Genomic DNA, 22,548 nt, shown 5'->3' with positions numbered 1-22,548 from the left:
TGTGTTATTTTAGTTGTGAGCAGCGACCCCCTATCCCCCCTTGGAACCAGTTTTCCAAGAAATAGAGACCCCGGATTGTATAATCTGGGGTCTTATTTTATGATATAATCTTTCCTAGGAAAAGGAGGAAAAAAATGAGAAACTCGCCTCACAATCTAGAAGCAGAACAAGCTGTTATTGGTAGTATTCTAATAGATCCTGAAACCATAGAATCTATAATACCAATCGTTAGCTCAAAAGATTTTTATGATCAAAAAAATGCAGAAATCTTTAAAGCAATAGAAGAATTATACGATGAAGGTACTCCAATAGATGTTATATCTATTTGCGACAGATTAAAAACTAAGGGAAAACTCGACTTTATTGGCGGTGAACTTTATGTTGCCCAACTTGCAGATGTTGTTCCAACTTCTGCACATATTGAAACATATGCTCAAATAGTAAGAGATAAATCTATTTTACGCTCTTTAATCTCAGCGGCATCTAAAGTTGTTGAAGATGCTACCTCAGATAGAGACGTAGATGATATTCTCGATAATGCAGAAAGATTAATATTTGAAATTGCCGAATCAAAAACTTCTAGAACCTATCTACCTATGAATACAATACTACACCAAGTGTTTGAAAATCTGGAAACATTAAGGGGAAAAAACAAAAGTGGTACTCTAAATGTGGTAACAGGCATTCCCACGGGATATAAATTCTTAGATGAAATGACCTCTGGATTTCATAAATCTGATCTTATCATCTTAGCCGCAAGACCTAGCGTTGGTAAAACCGCTTTTGCACTCAACGTTGCCAAAAATATGGCACTTGATTTTAATATTCCTGTTGGAATATTTAGTCTTGAAATGAGTAAAGAACAACTTGTACAAAGGCTTCTAGGCATGGAAGCATTTGTCGAACTTCAAAAATTACGCAGGGGAAATATTACAGATGAAGAATGGCAAAGACTACTTACCGCAACGGGAAAACTATACAAAACCAATATCATAGTTGATGACGAAGCTAATCTTAATCCCAGATCTTTGCGTGCAAAGGCAAGAAGAATGAAAAAAGAGTACGGAATAGAAGTGATATTTATAGATTACCTCCAGTTGATGAGCACTAAATCATACAGAGAAAATAGGCAACAAGAAATATCCGAAATCTCACGTTCGCTAAAACTCTTAGCAAGAGAGTTAGATATAGTAATTGTTGCACTCTCTCAATTGTCAAGAGCGGTAGAACAAAGAGAAGATAAAAGACCAAGACTAAGTGACCTAAGAGAATCTGGTTCAATTGAACAAGATGCAGACATGGTACTTTTTCTTTACCGTGAGGAATATTACAAAAAGGAAAAAACTACAGAACCTCATATAACAGAACTAATAATCGGGAAACAAAGAAATGGCCCAATTGGAACTGTAAAACTATCCTTTGATCCAAAATATACTGCATTTTACAATATAGACATTTCACATGGAGGTTAAAATATGAAGGCAATCTATCCAGGTTCTTTTGATCCTATAACTTATGGGCATTTAGACATAATTAAAAGGGCAACAAAGATATTTTCAGAAGTATTTGTGGTAGTAATGGAAAATAAAAGAAAAAAATATACTTTTTCACTAGATGAAAGAATAGAAATGATTAAAGACTGTACAAAAGACATAAAAAATGTCAAGGTAGATTATTATAAAGGATTATTAATAGATTATTTAAAAAAACACAAAATCGATGTAATTATCAGAGGGTTAAGAGCCGTTACAGATTTCGAATATGAGCTTCAAATGGCCATGGCAAATAAAGAAATGTGCCCGACTGTAGATACGGTTTTTTTGATGACAGACAAAAAATATTCTTTTATATCTTCAAGTTTAGTGAAAGAAGTGGCATTTTTTGGAGGAAATATATCAACGTGGGTACCACATAACGTTGAAAGAAAACTATTAAGAAAAATAAAAGAGGTGTAAAAAATGAAAAAATGTCTTCTATCTGTTGCCATGATAGTCAAAGACGAAGAGCACAATATTAGAAGAGCACTTGAAAGCATAAAAGATATTGCTGACGAAATTATAGTGGTAGATACAGGATCAACGGACAGAACACCAGATATTGTAAAAGAATATACCGATAAATTATATTTTCATCCATGGAAAGGGGACTTTTCAGAAGCGAGAAATAATTCTTTAAAATATCCAACATGTGAATGGGTAATGGTCTTTGACGCAGATGAAGAAGTAAAAGAAGATTTCAAACAAATAAGAAAATTTTTGAAAACACTCCCAAAAGATATCAATACCGTATATCTTCCCACATTAAGTTATCTGGATTGGGACCTAAAAAAAACGGAAACCGCTTCTACCCCCAGAATTTTCAGAAATGGAACAGTAAAATACCAAAATATTGTGCACAATCAACCTATCCACAAGGGAAAAGTTATTGATGCACCTTTTATTATATACCATTATGGTTATATTTGGACAAGAGAACTTCGAGAAAAAAAATATAATAGAACAAGAAATTTAATTTTAAAACACCTTGAAAATAAGAATATTAACCCACTTGAAAAAATTTATTATCTTGTACAGCTTTACAAAACCGAAGCAATATCAAAATATAAATATAGAAAATACGAAGTGGGTTTAAAAACACTAAATGAAATAAACAAACTAAAAAAAGTCCCTGGAATTGGTGTGGAATTTCTATTTTTATTTGGCATCGACGCTTTAAATAAAGGACTATACAATCTATCAAAAGAGTTATTTGAAAAAGCTTTAGTTTCACCTGAATATCCCGATCCATATTTCGGACTAATGGCTTTATATGAAAAAATGGATGATTTGGAAAATCAATTTAAATATGCAAAACTCTTTTTAGAAAAAATAAAATACGCCGAAAAAAAACCAGAAAAATTCAAATGGACAATCGTGGGATTCAAATATAAAGCTACTGCACATACAATACTTGCAAAATATTACTTGATAAAACAGGATAAAGAAAAATTTGAATATCATATAAAAAAATCTTGTGAAATTGCCCCAAGAACCGGCGAAAACATTAAAAGATTTCTTTCAAATATATTTGAAGAAATATCAAAGATACACAACATAAAATTTCTGAAAGATATACACTACATTGTAAATGATCTTTTAAAATACATATTGAGAAATAACTTAAAAATTAATGTGTGGAACACCATCTATAAATATTTAGACAATGGTATACATTTATCGGGAATAGAACATTTCGCAGAAACGCGATTCCAAAAATTTGTAGTAAAAAAACTTCTTGACAAAAAAGATTACCTAGTTAACTTTATATTTGAAAAACCAGAAGAGGATATCCATTCAATTAAAGAAATTTTGTTCTTCTTTAAGTATTACTCTGAAAATAAAGAAAAACTACTTAAAATACTTGCAAATATAAGAAAAAAATTCGACGAAGAAAATCAGGGAATTATACTTTCTTTAATCGGTGACGTTTATTTAAAACTTGGAAACTTTAACGCAGCAATATCATATTACAAAAAGGCAATTGAATTAAATAAAACTGTCTCAAAGTTTATCAAACCCGTCATCGATGATTTAAAAACCAAACTCGATAAAAACATAGATGGAACATTTGAAGAAATAATGGACTATTTTGGTTCATTAAAGGAATTAATTTTTGAAATAAATGCTCAAAATGAAGAACTAGAATACCTAAACTTAATATCGGATTCAGATTATGCAAAATACGTTGCAGCACTTAACACAAAAGACCTTGAAAGAAAGAAAAGATTACTATCAAATATAAAAAATATTGATGATTTTCCATTTTACTACTACAGACTTGCAAAAATATTTGAAGAAAAGGAAGATTTTAAAAAGGCATTTGAATATCACATAAAATCCTGTGAAAAAAATCCAAAAATTGGAGATCTGTCACTTGGAAAATACGAATACGATGGATTTTATTTATATACAACACCAAAATTTTCAAAAAGTAGCGATGAAATAATATGGTGTGGGAATATCTCTGAAAAATTCTCTGGTTTCGGAATAATTAATCCCATACGTGTATGGAAAAGATCTTCAAATTTCTTGTATACTTATCCATATCCCACAAATGATTCAATTAAACTCGTAAAAGAAAGAAGAAAAAAAATTATAGATAAATGGCCATTTGATATCGACAATGATCTACTATTTGAAATTCTTCAAAAGTTAAAAAGTAACAAAATAAACTTCATTGATGAAAAAGTACCAAAAAATATATTAAACGAACTTTCAATAATAGACGAAGAAAGCGAAGCGGTGTTGGGAATGAATATAATAAATACAAATCCGAAAATTATCTTACCAAAAAATACAAAAAAAGGTGCATTGATTTATTTGATGCCAGATTTTAATGATAAAAATAACCCCATATGGTATAACCCTGAAATAAGGATCTTAAAATCTACAAAACAAATAGCTTTAGAACTTGAGAAAATGGGGTTTACGATATCTGAAATAATTTCAAAAAAATATTTTAGAGTGATACTATTTTAAAAAAATTAAAGTTTCCTTTTGTACTTCCGATAATATTCTTGCAGAGTGCCTTGGGCTAAAAAATAACACACACGGAGGTGGGTAAGGTATGAGAATTAATCATAACATAAGTGCGTTAAACGCTTGGAGAAGTATAGGTCAAACAAATACTGCTATGTCTAAAACTCTTGAAAGACTTTCTTCTGGTCTTAGAATTAATAGAGCTGGTGATGATGCCGCTGGTCTTGCTATCAGTGAAAAAATGAGAGGCCAAATAAAAGGTATCAACATGGCTATCAAAAATTCTCAAGATGCTATCTCTTTAATTCAAACCGCTGAAGGTGCTTTAACTGAAGTTCACTCTATCTTGCAAAGAATGAGAGAACTTTCTGTACAAGCTTCATCTGATACAAACACCGATGTTGATAGAAACCAAATCCAAGCTGAACTTGACCAATTAAGAGAAGAAATAGACAGAATCGCCAGAACTACTGAATTCAACACCAAAAAATTACTCGATGGTAAATTGGAAAGTTTTAGGGCAAATGTTGATGCAAAAGTTGTTACTGGTGGTAACGTTAATTTGCAACTCGGTACAGTCAGTTCTGCAGCAAAAGAAGGAACATATGTTGTTGAAGTTGGACAATTAAATGGTTCTGAAACATCAGCTTTAGATGTTAAGATTACGCTTATTGACAACTCCGGCTCACTAAGTTCTACAATTACAACACTTGGTGCAAATTCCGCTTCATTTGGAAATATTTCCTTTAAATGGGATTCAAGTGTATTTAGCCTTTCAGATTTTGGTGGTGCATTACCAAAGGGTGAAGTGATAGACAGTGCAGTTGTCAGAGTAGAAGCTATAAATACAGCTGCAAATCAATTAATCTTCCAAATTGGTGCTAACGAAGGTCACAATATGCTCACAGGTATTGATGATATGAGTGCAACAGCTCTTGGGCTTACAACAACCTCTTTAGATGTCACAACGCAAGATGGAGCAGAAAGAGCAATAATGGTAGTAGATGCTGCAATACACAAAGTAAGTTCACAAAGGGCGGCATTAGGTGCTGTACAAAACAGACTTGAGCATACAATATCCAACTTAGGAGTAGCAGCAGAGAACTTAACAGCAGCAGAAAGCCGTGTAAGAGATGCAGATATGGCAAAGGAAATGATGGAATTTACCAAACAACAGATACTCTTACAAAGCAGTATGGGAATGCTTGCACAGGCAAATGCTCAACCACAAAATGTATTGCAATTGTTAAGATAATAGTTAGTTTATCAAAAATAAAGTGGGCAAAATGCCCACTTTATTTTTACATATTGTTTACACAATATATACTTGTAAAAAGAAAAATATATGATAAAATTTAGGCGATGCTGAAGACGGTAGGTTAGATAATGGCTTGTGCCGCCTGCCCGAGGCAGAAGAGGAAGAGTTTCTTCCTTGTTTTTTGCCTCGGAGGTACCCGAGGTCGTTTATTTTTTTTAGGAGGTGACAGAATTGCTGACAAGAAAACAAAAAGAGCAACTTGTTGAAGAATTAAGCGATGTATTTGAAAAATCCTCGCTAATCCTTTTTTCAGATTATAAAGGATTAAACGTTGAGCAAATTACAAAACTAAGAAGAAATTTAAGAGAAAAATTAGCAGATGGTGCAAGGTACAGAGTTATCAAGAATAGTGTTGCGTATCTTGCATTAAAAAAGGCTGGATACAACGTAGAGGAAATCGAAGACGTTTTTTCGGGACCACTTGCAATACTATACGTTGAAGATGGTGACCCAATAGAAGCTATCAAGATTATCTACGATTTTTCAAAAGAAATGAAAGGACTCCCATCCTTTAAAGGTCTTTATTTAGATGGTAAATTCTTCGGAGCAGACGAAGTGGAAAATCTTTCCAAACTTCCATCCAAGGAACAGCTTCTTGCAATGGTTGTTAGTGGAGTACAAGGACCAATTAGAGGATTTGTTAACGTACTTTCAGGCACTCTTAAAAGCTTACTTTATGCTCTTAATGCTATTAAGGATAAAAAATCAGAATAATTCAGGAGGTGTTTATTCATGGAAAAATTAGAACAAATTGTAAATGAAATTGAACAATTAACAGTTGCAGAACTTGCAGAACTTGTAAAGATGTTAGAAGACAAATTCGGTGTAAGTGCTTCCGCACCAGTAATGGCAATGCCAGTCGCAGGTGCAGCTGCAAGTGGAGGTGCAGCAGCAGAAGAAAAAACAGAATTTGATGTAGTACTCAAGAGCTTCGGTGCAAAGAAGATTAACGTTATAAAAGTAGTAAGAGAAATCACAGGTCTTGGACTTAAAGAAGCAAAAGAATTAGTTGAAAAAGCAGGCACACCTGATGCTGTTATTAAACAAGGCATTAACAAAGACGAAGCAGAAGAAATCAAGAAAAAACTTGAAGAAGCTGGAGCAGAAGTAGAACTTAAATAATAGTAACATAAGTTTCTAAAAAGAAAAGATTTTGTATCAACCCCGTACACAGTATTGTGTAGGGGGTTTTTTTGTGTTTTAATATATAATTGGTGTAATTTTACCCCCCTAAATTTTTCTAACTGAGGTGATAGGATGAAAGAAATTAAAAGTGGAAAAAGGACCCGCTATTCATTTGGTAGGGTCCAAGCACCTATCCCAGTTCCCAACCTCGTGGAAATACAGACAAAATCTTACCAAGATTTCCTCGAGAATGGGATACTTAAGGTTCTCAAAAAATTCTCACCCATAACTTCATCAAAATCCGATCTAAGAAAAGAAAAGGGATTCTCCCTGGAATTTATCTCTGTAAGAATCGGAGAACCTCAAAACACTGTTCAAGAATGTAAAGAACGACTATTAACTTATACTGTTCCGGTTTATACAACAGTTCGTATAACTGATAACAGTACTAACGAAATGATTGAAGAAGAAGCATTTCTTGGCTATATTCCTTACATGACTCCAAGAACTACCTTCATAATCAACGGAGCAGAGAGGGTAGTTGTAAATCAATTAGTAAGAAGCCCTGGAATTTATTTTGTGGAAGAAGCCAAAAAAACTTCTGGGACAAGACCTATATACGTTGCCCACTTTTTACCAGTAAGAGGTGCTTGGCTTGAAATATTACTCAATTTAAACGATGAGGTATTCTACGCAAGAATTGATAGAAAAAGAAGGATAAATTTATTTTTACTCCTAAAAGCACTTGGATATGGAGATGACTTGGAATTACTATCGTTGTTCCCACATTGGATCGATGTTGAAGACGAATATACTTTATTACATTCAGAAGGACTTGTAATACTTGAAGATGTTAAAATGAAAAACGGCGAAATATTGGCAAAACGTGGAGATGTTATTACACAAGGACTTATTGAAAAACTCTCCAATTCAAATATCGAAAAGATTAAAGTTGCTCACAGATATGCGGTAAATACTTTAGAAAAATTAAAACATATGTATGGAGAAAATGTAGAAGAAAATAGAGCATATATAGAAATCTTCAGAAAATTAAGACCTGGTGAACTTCCAAGAATAAATGCCGCAAAAATATTCTTAAAAAACCTTTATTTCAACGAAGAAAGGTTTGAACTTTCAGAAGTCGGAAGATTCAAAATGAATAACAGACTCGAAGAAGCTTATAGAAAATACTTGATAGATGTCGAAGGAAAAAAACCCGAAGAAGTTGAAAATACTAAGTATACAGAAACTTCAAACGTTTTAACTCCAATGGACATCGTGCTTGCATCAAGAAATTTAATAGAAATAGACAAACACCCTGGAACTATGGATACAAAAGATCATCTAGGAAACAAAAGAGTAAGAACCGTTGGTGAACTTATAAGAATCGAATTTGAAAGGGCATTTTCAAAAGCTGTTTTCATGATTCAAGAAAAACTTGCAACATATACATCACTTGATAAAATTTCAGTACAAAGCTTAATTAACGTTAAATCAATTATTGCAACGATAAATTCATTTTTTGCAACAAATCCACTTTCACAATTTATGGATCAAACTAATCCACTTGCAGAATTAACACACAAAAGAAGGTTAACTGCCGTTGGACCTGGAGGTTTAAAAAGAGAACGCGCAAGATTCGAAGTACGTGACGTCCACCATTCCCATTATGGAAGAATGTGTCCTATTGAAACACCTGAAGGTGCAAACATAGGTCTTATTACCTCTTTATCAGTCTACTCTTCAATAGATAAATACGGATTTTTGATAACACCTTACGTTAAAGTAGTAAAAGGTAAAGTTACTAATGAGGTAGTCTATTTAACAGCAGATGAAGAAGAAAATTACAAAATAGCACCTTCAACAACTCCTGTTGATGAAAATGGAAATATCATTCCAGAAAATGTTACTGTAAGATACGAAGAAAAAGTACTTTACGTGAATAAAAACAACGTACAATTTTTAGATGTTGCTCCTAACCAGATCGTTAGTGTTTCCACTTCTTTAATTCCATTCCTAGAACACGACGACGCGAACAGAGCGCTAATGGGGTCTAATATGCAAAGACAAGGTGTTCCATTGATTGAAACTGAAGCACCTAGAGTAGGTACAGGAATGGAATGGAACGCTGCAAAGTATTCTGGTACTCTTATCCTTGCAAAACACGATGGAATAGTTAAAAAAGTAGATGCAAGAAAGATAATTATACACAGAATAGATAAAAATGGAAAAGAAATGTACGATTCTATGGGAAATCCAATTCTTGATATATACGAACTCATGAAATTCACAAGAACGAACCAAGATACTTGTATTAATCAAAGACCTATAGTTAATGTTGGAGAGTTTGTCAAAAAAGACGAACCAATAGCAGATGGTCCTGCAACAGATATGGGAGAGTTAGCCCTTGGAAAAAACGTACTTGTGGCTTTTGTACCTTGGGAAGGTTACAACTTTGAAGATGCTATTTTAATAAGTGAAGAACTTTTAGAAAAAGAAACGTATACTTCCATACATATTGAAGTGTATGAAACAACAGCAAGAGATACAAGACTTGGTCCTGAAGAAATAACACCTGATATTCCCAATGTTAGTAAGGAAAAACTAAGAAATTTGGATGAAGATGGTATTGTCAGAATAGGCGCATACGTACAGGAAACAGATATTTTAGTTGGTAAAGTAACACCAAAAAGTGAAAGTGATACAACCCCAGAAGAAAAAATAATAAGATCAGTTTTTGGAGAAAAAGGTAAAGAAGTAAAAGATACTTCGTTAAGGGTTCCACATGGAATAGAAGGAAGGGTAATTGCTGTTCACGTTTTTGATAAGGAAAAAGATGGAGATTTAGGCCCAGGTGTTAACAAATTAATAAGGGTATATGTTGCAATCAGGAAACCCCTTGAAGTCGGTGATAAATTAGCAGGAAGACATGGTAACAAAGGTGTCGTTTCAAAGATATTGCCAAAAGAGGATATGCCATTCTTACCAGATGGTACACCTGTACAAGTAGTATTAAGTCCTCTTGGTGTTCCATCACGTATGAATGTTGGACAAATACTAGAAACAAGTCTTGGATGGTTAGCAGTTCTAACAAATAGATGGTTTGCAACTCCCGTATTTGATGGTGCAAAAGAAAAAGATATCTTACCTGAGCTATATAAAGCAAGAAAAAAAATGGGACTTGAAGCAGGTGATAATGAAAAAAATCCGTCTGGAAAAGTAATTTTGCGCGATGGTAGAACTGGAAAAGAATTTGATCATCCTATCTTGGTAGGTTACATGTATGTAATGAAGCTCATTCACATAGCAAGGGATAAAATACATGCAAGATCCACAGGTCCATACTCACTTATTCACCAACAACCACTTGGCGGTAAGGCACAATTTGGCGGTCAAAGATTTGGTGAAATGGAAGTGTGGGCATTAGAAGCATATGGTGCTGCACACACTCTAAACGAGATGTTAACGGTAAAAAGTGACGATATCAGGGGAAGAAATGAAGTATACAAAGCAATAATGAAAGGGAACAATATACCAGAACCTGGTCTTCCTGAAAGTTTCAAAGTGCTTATAAGAGAACTAAGGGGAATCGCTCTAGATGTTAGAGTATACGATGAAGAAGGTAATGAGATAGATATTGAAAAGTTATAATGCCCCATAAGGAGGGAAAAAAATGGGTTCAACTTTTAAGAGAAAAATCGCTAAAGTTACCGTTAAAGTTGCTTCACCAGAAGTTATAAGAAGTTGGTCAAGTGGTGAAGTTAAAAAGCCCGAAACTATAAACTATAGAACATTCAAACCGGAAAAAGATGGTTTATTTTGTGAAAAAATATTTGGTCCAACAAAAGATTACGAATGTGCATGTGGTAAATATAAAGGAAAAAAATACGAAGGTACCGTGTGTGAAAGATGTGGAGTAAGGGTCGAATCAAAAGAAGCAAGAAGAAAAAGAATGGGACATATTGATTTGTCTGCCCCAGTAGTTCATGTATGGTACTTAAAAAGTAGTCCAAGTATACTATCAGCGTTGCTTGATATTCAAGCGAAAGAACTTGAAAACGTCATATATTATGGTGGTAAAAGAATAATTGAAAAGATATTAATCGTTACTGATCCCAAAGATACAGATTTCATCAAAGGGTCGCTTCTCTACCAAACAGAGTATGAAGTTTACAGTCAAAAGTTAGATTTCGAGGTAATGCCTGGAGTTATCATTAAGTCCCCTACTACCCCAGTTATATCGGATATATCAGGTGAAGTAAAAATAAGACACGAAAAAACTCATACAGATAGAGAAATCACCTGGATTGATATAAGAAAAATTTCAAGAGCAGAGCACAGAGTGTATACTGGAATGGTTTTAAATGTGAAAAACGGTGATTACGTAAATCAAGGTGATGAAATTGTTTCTGAAATGCAAGTTGACCCAATATATGCCCCTTTTGATGGGACAATTGAGATAGATGAAATTTCAAATACTATAACTGTTAGACCTCTTACTACAAGTAAAGATATGCCTGTTACCTTTTCTTTGCCATATGGCGTAAAACCCTTAATTTCAAACAGTAGTAAAGTAAAAAAAGGAGACCAATTAACAAATGGAACAGTTTTGCCTGCTGTTATTGCATCTGTAAGTGGGACAATAAGCTTTGGAAAAGAACTTAACATTAGGCCTCTTGAAAATGGGAAATATGAAGTATTAACAAGCGGAAATGTATATGTTGAAAATATTGTAGAAGAAAAACATTATCCTTTGTTTGAAGGTGCCTTTGTTTACGTAAAAGATGGTGATGAAGTTTCAGAAGGTCAAACAATCGCAGATAGGTTTTTATTTGAAGATGAATATCTAACACTTGAAGAATATAAAATATTTGAACAACATTATCCTGCTATGTTTACCGCAGAATCAGAAGTGGAAAATGATAGACCCATAGTCGTAATTACAAAAATAGATGATGATGTTTCGGTTGAAACTAATTTAAAAGTCGGAGATATAATAACGGATCACCAATACAGCGCATATAAAACGCTTTATGGAGAAAAGATAGAAGCCGAATCTGGAGCAGCTGCAATAAAGAAACTTCTCCAAAATTTAGATCTTGAAAAATTAAAAGCGGAAATAGAAGCAGAATTAAAGAGGCTTTCTAAAAGTAGCGGTAAAGCCAAAAAACTTCTAAAGAGATTAAAAATAGTAAAAGATTTATTAAAAAGCGAAACAAAACCTGAATGGATGGTTTTGGAAGCAATTCCTGTGGTACCACCTGATATTAGACCTATGATACAAGTTGAAGGTGGGAGATTTGCTACTACTGATTTAAATGACCTTTACAGAAGAGTTATTAACAGAAACAACAGGTTAAAAAAATTATACGAAATGAATTCACCGGAAATCATAGTCAAAAATGAAAAAAGAATGCTCCAAGAAGCTGTAGATAGTCTTATATACAACGGTAGAATGGGTAAAGCAGTTACAGATAGAAACGGAAGACCTCTAAAATCACTTACTGATCTTTTAAAAGGTAAAAAAGGAAGATTTAGAAGAAACCTTCTAGGTAAACGTGTAGATTATTCCGGACGTGCCGTTATCGTTGTAGGTCCACACCTAAAAATTCACGAATGTGGTCTTCCAAAGAAAATGGCTATGGAACTTTTCAAACCATTTGTCTTGGCAGAACTTTTAAACAAAGATGATGAAACAAGCAAAACAGCAAGAAAAATGAAAAAGGCAATAATTGAAAAAGAAATGCCTCAAGCATATGAAGTACTAGAAGAAATAATCAAAGGGCATCCGGTACTTCTCAACAGGGCACCTACATTACACAGAATGTCATTACAAGCATTTGAACCTAAACTAATCGAAGGTAACGCAATCCAGTTGCATCCTCTTGTTTGTCCGCCATTCAATGCAGACTTTGACGGCGACCAGATGGCAGTTCATGTACCTCTATCCGCTGCTGCACAAGCTGAAGCAAAATTCTTGATGCTCTCAAGGTACAATATAATTTCCCCGGCACACGGCAAACCTATATCCATGCCTGGAAAAGATATTGTAGCAGGTGTCTATTATTTAACAATGGTTGACAAAAATTTTGATGAAATTGAAAAGGAAAATATAAAATGGAAATTCTCTTCTATAGATGATGCAGAACTTGCATATGAATTTGGTTATATCAATCTCCACGATCCTATACTTGTTAAAGTTGATAATAAAGTTATTAAAACCACATATGGAAGGCTTGTATTTACAAATATTGTTCCAAAGGAATTTAGAGATTATAACAAAACATATGGAAAAGGTGCTATTAAAGATTTGGTTTATAAAACATTCAAAAAATATGGAGTTGATAGAACAGCAGATCTATTAGATGATATAAAAGATTTAGGATTTCACTATGCAACAATTTCTGGACTTACGGTAAGTATAACTGATTTTTACATTTCACCTGAAAGAAAAAAAATAATTGAAAATGCTAAAAAGAAAATCTCTGAAGTTGAAGAACTATTTGCTCTAGGATTCCTATCAGATGAAGAAAAATATAGAGAAACAATAAAAATATGGGCAGATGCGACAGAAAAAGTCCAAGAAGCTACATTCAAATATATAGGAAAGGATCCATTTAACCCAGTATACATAATGGTAGATTCAGGTGCAAGAGGTAACAAGGACCAACTCAAACAACTTGCAGGTATGCGCGGTCTTATGGCTGATCCATCTGGAAGAACTATTGAGATCCCAATTATCTCAAACTTTAGAGAAGGCCTTTCTGTGCTAGAATTCTTTATCAGTACCCATGGTGCCAGAAAAGGCTCAGCTGATACAGCATTAAGGACAAGTTCTGCAGGATACCTTACACGAAGACTTGTCGATGTTGCTCAATCAGTTGTTGTAACTACTACAGATTGTGGTACACAAAATGGTATAAGAGCAACTGTTCTAAAAAGCAGTGATGGATTAACAGTTGAAAAGCTAGAAAACTTCCTATTTGGAAGAGTTCTTGCAAAAGATGTATTTGATCCAAAGACAAATAACATACTTACAAATCCTGAAAATGGTAAACAGTACACAAGAAATACTATGATAGACGATGATGATGCAAAATTCTTAGGAAACTACTCGGTAAGAATTCCTGTATCAAGAGAAGTAGTACTTAATATTGAAAATCCAGAACTTCCTGAAAACTACTGTGAACTAATAGATGATTTCATATATGAAGACATACATTACGATGCCGGAACAGAAGTAAACTGGGATATCATAAGAAAAGCAAGAAATGCTGGCATAACAAGTTTAAAAGTTAAAGAGTATCCAATTGTTGGAAAAGTTTCAGTTGAAACAATTGTAAATCAAAAAGACATGAAACAATTAATAGTTGATGAAGAATTAATAATGCCAACAACCGCAAAAATATTAGAAGAAAACAACGTGAAATCCGTATTGGTAAGACCTGAAATAATTGTAAGATCTGTATTAACCTGTGAATCAGAACATGGCGTATGTTCAAAATGTTACGGTATGGACCTTTCAAATCACAAAATAATAGGAGTTGGTGAATCAGTAGGTGTAGTAGCTGCACAATCAATAGGAGAGCCAGGCACACAGCTTACAATGAGAACATTCCACACAGGTGGTATTGCCACTACTGCAGACATTACACAAGGTCTTCCGAGAGCAGAAGAACTATTCGAAGCTAGGAAGAAACTAAAAGAACCAGAAGGTGTATTCTCAAAAGTAAAAGGTTATGTAAAAGATATTGTTGAAGACGAAACTGGTAAGAAAAAAATCTATCTTGAAGATGAAGCAGGAGATATCCACGAATACGAAATTCCAACAAAGGTAAAAGTAGCAGTAAACAAAGGTCAAAAAGTACTTCCAGGACAATCTTTATCTACAGGCGCAATTAGACCTAGGAAGATACTTGAAACACTTGACGTTGATGCAACAGCTCTTTACTTGCTAAAAGAGATTAAAAAGGTCTACGTCGAACAAGGTGTGGATATTCACGATAAACATTTTGAGATTATAATAAAACAAATGCTCGACAAAGTTGAGGTTGTTGATCCAGGTGATACAGATTACTTACCTGGAGATCTTTTAAGACTTCAAACTGTAAAAAGAATAAATAGAGAATTACTCGAAGGAAATACACATGTGGAAACAAACAGAAAACGGGTAATAGGAAAGATATTACATCAACACCTAATAGCTGAAGATGAGAATGGTCAGATAGTTGAAATTGCTCCAGAAGGAGCAGAAATCACCGAGGAAATACTTGAAAAAGCTATAAAGTTGGGAATAAAAGAAATCATTGTTCAAAACGGCGAAGGCGAAGTAATAAATTATCAAATATTACCAAAAGAACCTATAAAATACAAGAGAAAATTACTTAGAATAACAAAAGCATCACTTGAAAGAGTTGGATGGTTAAGTGCAGCAAGTTTCCAACAAACACCTCAAGTCTTAACTGAAGCAGCTATTGAAGGTTCAGAAGATCTATTACTAGGTCTAAAAGAAAACGTAATTGTAGGACAACTAATACCTGCAGGAACTGGGTTGGACATGTTCGCAAATATACAAATTGAAGAAACACCTCGAATGGCTACTAAAGATAAAGAAAAAATGGCGTAAACAAATATCCCCCTCTTTAAAGAGGGGGATATTTGTTTGGATACCGAACAATATGGTATAATAATTATCGGAGGTGAGAAATATGGTATTATTAAAAAATGGCTCAATTTATCCTATAACAAAGAAACCATTTAAAGGGGATATTCTAATTGAAGATGGAGTTATAAAAGAAATTGGCGAAAACCTTGAAGTAAAAGGAACAGAAGTTATTGATGTAAGTGGAAAATACATCTTCCCTGGATTTATTGACGCACATTCTCATATTGGAGTATTTGAAGAAGGTGTTGGAGAATTTTATTATCAAGATGGTAATGAATATTCAGATCCTTTAACTCCTCATGTTAGAGCATTAGATGCTTTCTATCCAGGTGACAGTGCTATAAAGCGGGCTCTTTCAGGGGGCGTTACAACGGTAATGGTAGTCCCAGGAAGCGCAAATCCTATAGGGGGGCAGGGTTTTATATTAAAGTTCAAATCTGACATTGTAGATGAAATGATTGTAAGACAACCTGCGGGATTAAAGATGGCATTTGGCGAAAATCCAAAAAGAGTATACGGTTCAAAAAACAAAATGCCAACAACAAGACTAGGCGTTGCAGCAATTATTAGAGAATATTTTTCGAAAGTAAAAGATTATATGAAAAAAAGGGAGGAAGACCCAAAGACCCCAATAGATTTTAAATTGGAAGTGGGAGTAAAAGTATTAAAAAAAGAAATTCCAGCAAGATGTCATGCACACAGAGCAGATGACATTGTTACTGCAATACGTATAGCTGAAGAATTTAATTTTGACATTGTTATTGAACACGCAACAGAAGGATATAAAATTGCAAAATTTTTAAAGCAAAAGAAAATCCCAGTTGTACTTGGACCTTTATTTGGATTTAGAACAAAATTAGAACTCACAGATTTAACATATGAAGCCATAAATATTATCAATGAACATGGAATTCTTGCTGCTTTAATGTGTGACCATCCCGTAATACATTTAGAACACACCAATATTCAAGCAGCTACTGCATTAAGATACGGTGCCAAAGAAGAAGATCTTTTAAAAATGCTAACCATTAACCCTGCCAAAATATTAAAAATAGATAACAAGGTAGGTTCACTTGAAGTTGGAAAAGATGCAGATATTGTAGTTTGGAATACCCATCCTTTTGATTTCAAAGCAAAAGCAGAAATGGTCTTCATAGAAGGAAAAATAGTTTACAAAGATTAAAACGGGAGAACACAATCTCCCGTTTATTTTATAAGTACATTTAAATTTTCTGTTCTCCCCTCACTTCCTATCAAACCTTTATCATATCACAAAATTTGTGGTAGAATATTATTATAGGGGTGAGTTAATGAAAAAATTAATCGTTGTATTTCTTCTGATTTATACTATCTTTTATTCCATAACTCTTTACACATATCCTCAAGATACTATTGCAAAGTTTTTAGATAAAGATGGAAATCTTAATGGTATAAGTTGTAAAATTATAGAAATACTCAACAAAAAGCTTTCAAACTACAACATTGAAATCGAATTTAAATCAAACGCACCCAAATCTCTTTCTGAAATTCTCTCCTCACTTGAAAATAACGAAATTCAAATATTTGTAGGGCTTTCCAAAACACAAGAAAGAATCAAAAAATTCAAATTTACAACTTTCCCACTCTGGAATACAAAGCTTTTAATAATTTCAAAAAAAGAAAAAACACTAACGGAAAAAAATAAAAAAATAGGACTAATAAATTCATCAAAAACGAAAACTTTATTCCAAAATATCTTTCCTAATTTAGCTATTAAATCTTATGAAAATATCCAACTTGCAATAAAGGATCTATTAAACGAAGAAATAGACTATGTCGCATACAACGGCGGAATTTTAAATTATTATACAAAAATTTATTCTCTAAAAATCATCCCATTTGAATCTGAAAGATACAGACAATACATAGCATTTTCAAAAAATGTTGATAATCAAATAGTAAACATAATTAACAACGCTATAAAAGAATTATACAATTCCCATGAATATAACAATATATTCAAAGATTTTTCAGGTTTTTCACCTGGAAATAATGTATATTTTGCTCTAATTGACTGGCCACCGTACGAATACAAAGAAAATGGTGAATGGAAAGGTATCGACTATGAGTTACTCAAAGTTTCTCTCGAAAACTTAGGATTTAAACTAGTAACAAAAAAATATCCCTGGCAAAGATGTCTTAATTTAATAAAATCAAAAGCAATAGACGGAACTTTAACATTACGCAACACAGAAGAAAGAAGTAAATATATATATTTTACGAAAATTCCTATTAGCTATGGTATAGATGTTATTTTTTCAATAAAAAATAATAAAGAAAAAAAAATACTCGGTTATGTTAAAGGATACGCCTACAATGAAAAAATATTCAAAATGGGATACAAATTAGTTTCTGTTAATAATGATTTTAACGGTATGTTGCTGCTTTCAAAAAAGAGAATAGATTTATTTGTTTCAAATTTGTACGTTGGTTTGTTTTACGCAAAAGAATTAAATATAGATGTTGAATATTCCATTCCAATAGATTACTTTAAATATTACGTAGGTTTCTCAAAAAGTTACTTAGGAAAATTCTTATCAGAAAAAATTTCAGGTGTCCTTTTAAAATTTAGAAAAGATGGTACATATGAAAAAATATATCAAAAATACAATTTAATATTCCAGGAGGATAAAAATGGTAAATAAAAAATCTTTGACATTTTTGGTTGTTTTAATCACTGTTATTACAATATTTTTATATTTCTCTTTTTGGAAAAATCAAATTAATGAAAAACTAAAAATTTACACAAAATCCATTGAATATCCTCTTTGGCTTTTAGATAATGAAGAGCTGGAAAGAACGCTAAAACTAATCACAAATGACAGTGAAATACTTGGCGTTGAAATATTTAATTTTAACGGCAATAAATTAATTAAAAAAATAAAAAATCTACCAGTAATTTATCGTAATTACTCATTTCCTATTTATTTTGAAAATATCTTTATAGGAAATGTAATATTTTATGTATCCTATAAAAAAGTTATATTTACCTCTGCATATTTAATATTTATATCTGCACTCTTTTATATCATAGCTTTACTACTATTGAAAAATGTAAACATAAACGAAAAATTATTTGAAACAAATGAAGAGTTACTTGAAACCAATGAAGAACTTGAAGAAAATTTAAAAGAACTTGAAAGAACACAGCAATCTCTTGTCACTTCAGAGAAAATGGCGGCTATTGGAAAATTAATGGTAAGCATAGCCCATGATATAAACACTCCAATTGGTATTATATATTCTGCAGCAACTGAAATTGAAAATAGAATAAATGATGATGATCTAAAAGAACTTGTAAAAATAATTATTAAAAACTCCCAAAAAATATCAAATTTAATAAAGAGTCTAAAAAAAACAACATTTTACGAAATAACAAATGAAAAGTCTAAAATTAATATAAAAGAGTTTGTAGATGATATAATCACAACTATCTCACCAAAATTAAAAGAAAAAAATATAAAGATAATCAAAGATATAGATGATGTGTCTGTATATTCAAATCCAGGAGCAATCTCACAAATTTTGATTAATCTAATAGACAATGCAATCTTTCATGCCTTTGACAAAAAAAATAACAATATTATTACCATTTCCGCACATATAATCTCATCTAAAAAATTAGAAATAACCATAAAGGATAATGGTAAGGGAATAGATGAAAAAATTCAAAGAAAAATTTTCGAACCTTTTTATTCTACCAAAGAAAAAGGAAGTGGTTTAGGCTTAAGCATTGTGTACCACCTTGTGACAGAAATACTAAAAGGTGTTATTAATGTTGAAAGTAAAAAGTGTAAAGGAACTATTTTTAAAATAATTATTCCCGTAGAGGTGAAATAATGGATGAATGGAAAGTTTTACTTGTCGATGATGAAGAGGATATTCACGCTTTAACATCAATAATCTTAAAAGACATTAAATTTAAAAATAAACGTATAAAATTACTAAGTGCCTATTCTGCCAAACAAGCAAAAGAGTTATTAATAAAAGAAAAAGATGTTTCTCTTTCAATAATTGATATAGTAATGGAGAATGAAAACTCTGGACTTGAGTTAGTAAAATTTATTAGAGAAACTTTAAATAACCAAATTATGAGAATAGTAATAAGAACAGGTCAACCAGGATATGCTCCTCCACGTGATATCATATTAAAATACAACATCAATGACTATAGAGAAAAAAGTGAATTATCAAGCAACGGTCTTTTTACAATGGTCATTGCAAGGCTTAGGGAATACTCTGAAATAAAAAAGTTATATTCTCAAAAAAATTTATTAGAAAAATTCGATACTATAGATTCAAGTAAAATTGTGTCTATAAACGATTTAAAAAGGATTCTTGAGGATACTTTGAATACTTCAGTCGTTATAACAAAGGCTGAAACTGATAAAGATATAAAAAATAAAATATATTGGAAAGACAACAATAAAATTTTGTTTAAAATAAATAAAAGAAGTTATACAATAAACTTTTCAAACAATATGGATAACAGAGACTTATTCACCATTGCTTTTGAAAAATTAATTTTAGATCTTGAAAACAACATACTCTATAAAGAAAGAATTAATTCTTTATACCAACTCATATACATACTTTCTGAAATAACAGAAACTCGCTCACTGGAAACCGGGGAACATGTTAAAAGAGTTAGTACAATAACAAAACTCATATCAGAAAAAATATTTGATAACAAAGAACATATAGAAACTGTAAGTCTTGCTTCTATGCTTCATGATATAGGAAAAATAGCCATCCCTGATAAAATTTTAAATAAACCTAATAAGCTCTCAGATGAAGAATGGAAAATAATGAAAACTCATACTGAAATAGGATACAAAATTTTAAATTCTGTTGAAAATTCATTGTTCAAAATTGCCGCAAATATAGCCCTTTACCATCATGAAAATTGGGATGGAAGCGGCTATCCAAAAGGATTGAAAAATTCAGAGATTCCAATTGAATCACAAATTGTATCCATAGCCGATGTTTATGATGCACTAAGTAATGACAGAATATACAGAAAGGCATGGCCAAAAGAAAAAGTATTTAAATATATAAAGGAAAATTCTGGGAAAAAATTTAATCCAAAACTAGTAAAAATTTTCTTTGATTTATCTGATAAAATCAAGGAGCTTTAAATAAAGTTCCTCATAATCTTTAGCTTTTTTACAATTTACTTCTTTATACCTACCTTTATAGTCAAACAAGATAAAATCTACATTTGCATTTTTTGCACCTTCAAAATCCGTCTCTACATTGTCACCAACATATATAGAATTTTTCAAAGGTACATTTGAAAGCTCTTGTGCATAGTAAAAAATATCTGGATTTGGTTTTGGATTTCCGACTTTTTCCGATGTTAAAATAAATTCAAAAAATCTATCTAACCTTGCAAGTTTTGAACGTCTTTGTTGCACATATTCAACACCGTTAGTTAAAACAGCCATTTTCAATTGTAATTTTTTCAACTTTCCCAAAAATTCCTCTGCACCATCTATAAAAAATGCAGAATTTGAAAGACCCTCAAGGTAAATTTTTGCAATTTCATTATAATCCTTCAAAGATATACCTACATTTTCAAAAAATTCCCTAAATCTCTCAACAACTATAATTTCTTTCTCATATTTTCCCTCTGAAAAAAGCCTCCACCATTTTTCATTTATCGGTCTATAAATTTCTAAATATTCTTTTTTATACAAAACACCAATATGTTCAAACACTTTTCTTAAAGCATACTCCTCGGATTTATCAAAATCTAAAATAGTATTATCCAAATCAAAGTAAATCATTTTCTTCATTTTAATATTACTCCCTTCATATCGTTGGTGGAAAAATTGAAAGGAAACTTTACAGGTTTTCCTTCTAAAGCAGATTTATATATTGCAAGTACTATTTCTACCGCCTTCTTCCCATCTTCTCCTGATATATATGGTTTTCTATCTTTTTCTATTGCTTCGTAAAAGTCTTTGTATAACGGTACATGTCCAAATCCATATACCGTATCTGGATCAGGCAAATTCATAAAAGGATGTCCTTCTTCGCCCTTAAATCTCCACTCTTCTATCCTGTTTACCGCAAGTCCTCCTATCACCACTGTTCCTTTTTCTCCAAATATCCCTAATTTTTCATGTAAGTTCTTTGGATATATCGTTGTCGTACCTTCTATTATTCCTACTTTCCCGTCTTTAAATTTTACTATTGCTCCTCCAAAATCTTCTGCTTCTATATATGGATGATTAAAATTTTTAATTATTCCATATACTTCCTCTATCTCTCCTCCTAACATCCACTGCAACAAATCTATATTATGTGTGCATTGATTCATTAATGCACCTCCATCTTGAGCCCATGTTCCCCTCCAATTTGCTTGTTTGTAATATTCTTCATTCCTATTCCACCTTATTGTTGCAACTCCATAGTGTATCTTTCCAAATGCCCCTTCTTCTATTTTTTTTCTTAGTTCCTGTATTGGAGGATTAAATCTGTTTTGAAAACAAACACCCAATTTTAAGTTTTTTTCTTTCGAAAGCTCTATCATTTCACTTGCATGTTTTGTGGATAGTGCTATTGGCTTTTCCACAAGTACATGTTTGTTGTTTATTAATGCTTCCATCGTTATTTCATAGTGCTTTCCACTCTCTGCTGCTATCGCAACTGCATCTATATCTCCTCTTTTTAAGATTTTCACATAGTCTTTTTCAACCTCAGGCTTTCTACCTATCCTCTTTTCTATTATCTCTGCACACTTTTCTGCCCTTTCTCTTTCTATATCACAAAGTACAACTGTTTCAATTCTATCCGTGTTTTGAATCAATGCCTCTATATGTTTCTTTGTTCCTATCCTTCCGCATCCTATTAATGCCATTCTTAACATCTTTATTCCT

At 32.3% G+C, this 22,548-nt stretch carries 14 protein-coding genes; 12 read left to right on the top strand and 2 right to left on the bottom strand.

Annotated elements, in window-relative coordinates; genetic code table 11:
* Positions 1 to 134: 134 nt before the first annotated feature.
* The 12 genes from dnaB to Y592_RS05975 all read left to right on the top strand — a co-directional run bounded on the left by dnaB (position 135) and on the right by Y592_RS05975 (position 20,802).
* Positions 135 to 1,472 carry a replicative DNA helicase gene (gene dnaB / locus Y592_RS06030; protein WP_075666097.1) on the top strand — a complete coding sequence of 446 codons (1,338 nt, stop codon included), beginning with the start codon at positions 135 to 137 and terminating at the stop codon, positions 1,470 to 1,472.
* Positions 1,473 to 1,475: 3 nt separating this feature from the next.
* Entirely contained in the window at positions 1,476 to 1,955 is a 480-nt protein-coding gene (gene coaD / locus Y592_RS06025) for a pantetheine-phosphate adenylyltransferase (RefSeq protein WP_075666096.1), read from the top strand.
* A gap of 3 nt (positions 1,956 to 1,958) precedes the next feature.
* Positions 1,959 to 4,517: a glycosyltransferase gene (locus tag Y592_RS06020; protein ID WP_075666095.1), complete on the top strand. Its 2,559-nt coding sequence runs from the start codon at positions 1,959 to 1,961 to the stop codon at positions 4,515 to 4,517.
* Positions 4,518 to 4,605: 88 nt separating this feature from the next.
* A complete protein-coding gene (locus Y592_RS06015) occupies positions 4,606 to 5,772 on the top strand; it encodes a flagellin N-terminal helical domain-containing protein (RefSeq protein WP_075666094.1) in 1,167 nt (388 codons plus the stop codon).
* A gap of 234 nt (positions 5,773 to 6,006) precedes the next feature.
* On the top strand, positions 6,007 to 6,549 hold the full coding sequence (gene rplJ, locus Y592_RS06010; RefSeq protein ID WP_075666093.1) for a 50S ribosomal protein L10: 543 nt from the start codon (positions 6,007 to 6,009) through the stop codon (positions 6,547 to 6,549).
* A gap of 18 nt (positions 6,550 to 6,567) precedes the next feature.
* Complete coding sequence (gene rplL, locus Y592_RS06005) at positions 6,568 to 6,957, top strand: 50S ribosomal protein L7/L12 (protein ID WP_075666092.1); 390 nt, start codon at positions 6,568 to 6,570, stop codon at positions 6,955 to 6,957.
* A gap of 135 nt (positions 6,958 to 7,092) precedes the next feature.
* Positions 7,093 to 10,611, top strand: coding sequence for a DNA-directed RNA polymerase subunit beta (gene rpoB / locus Y592_RS06000; protein WP_075666091.1), 3,519 nt, complete (start codon positions 7,093 to 7,095; stop codon positions 10,609 to 10,611).
* Between the two features lie 22 nt (positions 10,612 to 10,633).
* The gene (locus Y592_RS05995) at positions 10,634 to 15,586 is read left to right on the top strand and encodes a DNA-directed RNA polymerase subunit beta' (protein ID WP_075666090.1); all 4,953 of its coding nucleotides are present in this window, start codon (positions 10,634 to 10,636) and stop codon (positions 15,584 to 15,586) included.
* Positions 15,587 to 15,668: 82 nt separating this feature from the next.
* Positions 15,669 to 16,808, top strand: coding sequence for an amidohydrolase (locus Y592_RS05990; RefSeq protein WP_075666089.1), 1,140 nt, complete (start codon positions 15,669 to 15,671; stop codon positions 16,806 to 16,808).
* Positions 16,809 to 16,935: 127 nt separating this feature from the next.
* Positions 16,936 to 18,309: a substrate-binding periplasmic protein gene (locus Y592_RS05985; RefSeq protein ID WP_075666088.1), complete on the top strand. Its 1,374-nt coding sequence runs from the start codon at positions 16,936 to 16,938 to the stop codon at positions 18,307 to 18,309.
* On the top strand, positions 18,299 to 19,504 hold the full coding sequence (locus Y592_RS05980; RefSeq protein ID WP_088368920.1) for a sensor histidine kinase: 1,206 nt from the start codon (positions 18,299 to 18,301) through the stop codon (positions 19,502 to 19,504). The genes Y592_RS05985 and Y592_RS05980 overlap by 11 nt, the downstream gene beginning before the upstream one ends.
* Entirely contained in the window at positions 19,504 to 20,802 is a 1,299-nt protein-coding gene (locus tag Y592_RS05975; RefSeq protein ID WP_075666087.1) for an HD domain-containing phosphohydrolase, read from the top strand. Before Y592_RS05980 ends, Y592_RS05975 begins: the two co-directional genes overlap by 1 nt.
* Here Y592_RS05975 and Y592_RS05970 read toward each other — a convergent pair.
* Together Y592_RS05970 and Y592_RS05965 are read right to left on the bottom strand one after the other, a co-directional pair.
* Entirely contained in the window at positions 20,776 to 21,462 is a 687-nt protein-coding gene (locus Y592_RS05970) for a YjjG family noncanonical pyrimidine nucleotidase (RefSeq protein ID WP_075666086.1), read from the bottom strand. The genes Y592_RS05975 and Y592_RS05970 overlap by 27 nt on opposite strands.
* On the bottom strand, positions 21,459 to 22,538 hold the full coding sequence (locus tag Y592_RS05965; protein WP_075666085.1) for a Gfo/Idh/MocA family protein: 1,080 nt from the start codon (positions 22,536 to 22,538) through the stop codon (positions 21,459 to 21,461). The genes Y592_RS05970 and Y592_RS05965 overlap by 4 nt, the downstream gene beginning before the upstream one ends.
* Between the last annotated feature and the right edge of the window lie 10 nt (positions 22,539 to 22,548).

Origin of the sequence: Thermosipho sp. 1070 (genome assembly GCF_001682135.1) — a bacterium.
In the GTDB taxonomy this organism is placed as follows: domain Bacteria; phylum Thermotogota; class Thermotogae; order Thermotogales; family Fervidobacteriaceae; genus Thermosipho; species Thermosipho affectus.
This window is presented reverse-complemented; position numbering and strand designations above follow the sequence as displayed.